Annotated in this window: 2 protein-coding genes; both read right to left on the reverse strand. The window is 43.2% G+C overall.

Annotated elements, in window-relative coordinates; translation table 11 throughout:
* A partial coding sequence (locus tag L2729_RS21315) for a retention module-containing protein (protein ID WP_248990028.1) occupies positions 1–1,155 on the reverse strand: 1,155 nt, incomplete at its 3' end.
* Positions 1,156–1,416: 261 nt separating this feature from the next.
* Positions 1,417–5,263: beta strand repeat-containing protein (locus L2729_RS21320; protein WP_248990029.1), on the reverse strand; the 3,847-nt coding region annotated here is incomplete at its 5' end.

Raw genomic sequence — 5,263 nt, forward strand, 5'->3', positions numbered from 1 at the left:
TAACACATTGCCAGTGGCAACACTCTCTTCGTCGATAGTTTGGCTGTCGTTTGCTAATACACTGGCGTCATCTACTGGCGTGACTTCAATCGTGAGTGTTGCTGTTGAGCCCGTATTCGTTGTGTATGTAATGACAGGGACACTGCCATTCCAGTTATCATTTGGAGTGAAGGTGTAAGAGCCATCTGCATTGATAACTAAAGAGCCACCTTCAAGTTCTACCGTGCTGCCTGCAGTCACACTTTGGCCATCGACTTCAAAGCTCACCACGGTTAGATCGCTGTCTACATCACCATCGTTATCTAACACATTGCCAGTGGCAACGCTGTCTTCATCGATAGTTTGGCTGTCGTTTGCTAATACACTGGCGTCATCAACTGGCGTGACTTCAATAGTGAGTGTCGCAGTTGAGCCCGTATTAGTGGTGTATGTAATGACAGGAACGCTGCCATTCCAATTCTCATTTGGGGTGAAGGTGTAAGAGCCATCTTCATTGATAACGAGAGAGCCACCATCGAGCTCTACGGTGCTGCCTGGGGTAACCGTTTGGCCATCGACTGTAAAACTCACGACGGTAAGAGCGTCATCACCATCTGAATCATTATCGAGGACGTTTCCGCTAGCAATGCCATCTTCAGCAATGGAATTACTATCATTGGCTAATATAGAGGGGATGTTATCAACACTAAGATCGATATCTCTTGTTTCTGTAAACTCAGTCTGGTCGGTGCCTGCAGTGGTAAAGCCTGATGCTGCAATGGTCTCAGTTGCACTTCTTGAGACAGAGAGGAAACCTGAACTTCCTTCATTACCGCCATTGCTATTACCTGCTGCTGTATCTGGCCCCTCAGTTGGGTCTTCGCCAGATGCGATAAGGGCTTGGATTTCTGCAATTTCATCTAAAGCAGCATCACTTGAAACATTTTCTTCAGCAGGGCTAGCTGAAAGGGAATTAGTCGATTCAGTGTTTGATGATGTAAGGCTACCATCGTCAAATTGAATTTCAACAAAGCTATCTTCAGGCACAGATAAGAGCGTACCTTCTGGGATCAATTCACCTACCGCCACTTGTTTTTCTGCACCATTTACGGTGGCAGTGACAGTACCTGTGAGGTTTTGAATATGACCAGCCTGTGTTGTAATAATCGACTTCATTGTCTTGCTCCCAACTGTAAACGGTATTAACTACACTTTTTTACAGCTTAAATGTTTCAAAAAAATTACCCCTGATTAACGAATGTTATAGAAGCAATTGATGCTGGTCAATTTTTTGACGCTTTATGTTGTGTAAATTATTTATGATTGATTATTATTCCAAAGGCTTGGTAGTGCAAGATCAGAAAAAGGCCACTAGATATAGTGGCCTTGTTAGATAACGGACGAAGCGAATTGACGAATTAGAACTTTAGACTGATATTAAGGAATGATATTTCCTTGGTCGATTTGCTCATATGGAGGGATGAAAGTATCGTTCGGATCGACAATAAGAGCCTCATCTGCAATAAGCCCTGCAATAATTACAGATTCGTCGGAACTGCCATAAATACTCGATAGATTGATACCATCTAAGATGATAGTCACTCCGTCTCCACCTGCTATTCCATCTGCATCAATAATGATGGTGGTATTGCCACCGGTAAAATCAAAGGAAAAGAAATTTTCTAAGTTTCCGTTTTCCTCGTTAACGAGTATATCAGAGAGATCTAGAATATCGATTTGATGATTAAACCCATAGACAGTGTCAGTGCTATTATCAGCAGACTCCAGTGACCATACGAAGAAGTCTCTTTCACTATCATCTGCATTGGCTTGTGTACCACCATATAATGCATCATCACCTCTACCTCCTGATAATAGATCTCGACCAACACCGCCGCTGATAATATCGTTACCATCACCTCCGATAAGGATGTCATTGCCGGCTTGACCATTTAATGTATCGATTCCTCCTTGGCCAAATAAGATATCGTTACCGTTACCACCATTTAGTTGATCATCGCCATCATCTATTTGGGACTGGTCGAAATCGTGAATGTTCTGGCTAATGAAATTATGCACTTGAGCATCCGTAACCGTCCCTACGTTGACGACTAATTCATCAGCAACATATTGTCTTATAGCATCCATACCTTGAAGATTGTTACCAAAGAAATCAGTTAAGTCACCAAAAATAATATCATCACCATCACCAGCATTAATTGTGTCATTTCCAGGGAATGCATTGGAGCCTAAAATGGCGTCGGCAAGGTCGTCAACGTCGACATTATTGATAATAGGGGACTCAGTATCAAACTGCTGAAGGGTGCTGCTGTTAACATTTCCTCCAAGACCGATAGCTTCTACGTAAGAGAGTGCATTTAGTAATGCGAATGCATTTATTGCGTTAGTCAAATAGCCTCCAGACTGGCCATTATCGGTATTTGGTTCACCATCAGTGATGAAAAAAGTACGATTATTACCTTGAGGGAAATTGTCATTGAACCAGTTATAAGCCGTTGTGAATGCGGCAGAGTAATTAGTTGTTCCACCGCTTGTCATTGCGGTAAACGCAGCGTTAATGCTAGATAGGGGATCGTCAGTACTTAAGTCTATCGAAATTAACGTTCTTGCAGTTTGGTCAAAATCGACAAGTAGCACATTGACTATTCCAGCACCTGGTTGGTTAGCATTGGCAATCAGAGTAGTTAATACAGCGACGATCTGAGCTTTTGCTGTTGCAACAGCGCTACTTCCCATACTGCCAGAGGAGTCGATAAGAAACGCTAAGTTATAACTGCTACCTTCTAGTATTCCTGGAGTGTCACTAATGATGGTGTCATTGCCGTCGGTACCAGTGTAATTATCATCACCAGGATTAAGCGTCTCATTATCATAAACCGTAATATTAGCAGTGGCAGTGTCTTCACCTCCATTTCCATCACTTATTGTATAGCTGAAATTGATCGGAGCAGAGCTGTTGCCATTGTGCTGGAAAGTATAAGAGCCATCTTCTTGAATGGTTAAAATACCACCTTGCAGAGTGATTTCGGCAGTGCCGTTGATGAAGGTTAAATCGTTACCGTCTATTTGAACGACTTTTAAAGGATGAGCATTGGAATCACTATCGACTCCTGAACCTGTGTCATCGGTTATCACATTACCAGAAATAGCACTCTCAAAATCAACTTGATATGAGTTATCTAAGGCGTTAGGAATATAATTGTCAGGTGTTAAAGTGATATTGAACTGCCCTGTATTATCTCCTATGAAGACAACAGCATCACCGTCACCATCTGTAGCAGAATAGCCGAACTCAATATCAATTGGGGTATTGAAAATTAGTCCGCTTGAAGCTAAGCCTGTGATCTGGAAGTCCTCACCGCTAAGGTGAATAATGTCGATAGACATAATTGCAAGGCCATTAAATTCCAATTCCTCTATGAGTAAGGTGCCATTAATGGTGGTATTTACAACTTTGGTGCTGTTATCTGAATAAGTGATAATGTACTGTATTTCGGTTGAGCCTGTGTTATTACCGTTATTGTTTGTTCCTAAGTTAATAGCGAGTAGAGAAGTCCCATTTACACCGTACTCAATTTTTATGGACTCGTTGTCGTCAATTGACGTTTGAGGACCGACACCGATCCCATGACTATTAGAGTTAATTTGAGAAGATATTCCGTTGGTATAGCCTGTAATGGTTGAAATTACACTGTTAGCTTGACCATTCTGGGCATAAATAGCGCCATCGGAGTCGACAAAGTATGTTGTGTTATTCCCCGCTGGTGCTGAGCCTATATCGTAATTAATTACGGTCTCAAGATCGACTTCTTGCAGTAGTGTAAATTGATAATCGTAATGACCATTTCCGTCTAGCACAGCTGTCACGGTAAAGACATCTGTCCCATTAGCACTCGCAGTTAAAGTATTACCGTTCATAGTGTAGATGAGATCTTGACCGTTATATTGGAGCCCGTCGGTCAGGACTTCAAAGTTAATGCTACCAAAACCATCAGCCCCTGGATCAAACAGATCCGCAGTTACGCTTTCACCGATTAAGTGCGGAATATTATGAAGTAAACCTTCATCAACTTCATCAATCGGAGCATCATCTTCAATAGTGATATTAATACTGGTATTAACGTCTTGAACACCGTCATTAATAGTGACCCCAAAGGCAAAAGTGAGTATGTCTTCGACATCGTTAAGGGGATGATCTATTGAGTCTAATAGAGTAATTGTGTAGCTGACTTCAAAGCCTGATACACCAGCACTCACAGAACCTAAAACAATCGACATTACCGCAGTTCCACCGACTGAACCGGTGAGTGTTTTTGTTGTACCATCCCAGCTCCATGTAATCAATTGATTATCAGAATACATCTCAGTAGCAGGACCTTGGAGCGATACTGTAAAGACACTACTATCTGGTGCATCGGTATCGGTGAAAGTGATTAATCCACTGTTAGCAGCTAAATTTGTTGTGTCTGATGGATCTCCTACATTATCAATAATACCATTATCGAGTCCTTCCTCTGAAACCGTGACCGGTGTAGTCCCAACGATAATTGGTGCATCATTGTCGCCATTAATAGTGATATTAACGGTCTCAGTATCGGTAGCGCCATTGAAGTCAGTGACGGTGACGTCAAAGCTGAGGGTGATGGTCTCGCCTTCGCCAAGAAACTGCACTAAGGAGTTAAGCACAGAGTAATCCCAGCTGTCAGTATCGGCACTAAAACCATCGACAAAGGCATCAATTTGCACTTGAGTTAATGTCCCTCCCGACCACACCACGCTGCCGACGTGGTTGAAGGAGATGGTATGAGTATCGCCATTATCAACATCAGTGAAGCTTAAAATACCACTGTCAGAAAGAGTGGGGTTATCGTCATCCTCAGTTACGGCGCCGACAGTGTCATTGATGGTCAGCACGGGAATATCGTTGGTACCCGTAACTGTGACGGTGACAATTTGAGTGCTGAATGCGCCAAACTCATCGGTGACGGTGACCAAGAAGGTCTCGTCGTGGGTTTCACCGGAGGCGAGGGCATCAACCAAGGCGTTGTTCGCTAGAGTGTAACTCCAGACGCCAGTGGTGGTATTAATGCCGAAGGTACCATAGTCATTGACCTGAGGGACAAAACTCCAGCTCCAACTGGCCCCGTTATCCACATCACTGGCGGTTAAGGTGCCGCCCGTGGTGAGACTGCCTGGCTCTGGATCATTACCGCCATCCATGACGCCGGCTTCGAGTACTTCCCCAGTCGCATCTTCAATGGTT

It is taken from the genome of Shewanella gelidimarina (assembly GCF_023283945.1).
In the GTDB taxonomy this organism is placed as follows: Bacteria; Pseudomonadota; Gammaproteobacteria; order Enterobacterales; family Shewanellaceae; genus Shewanella; species Shewanella gelidimarina.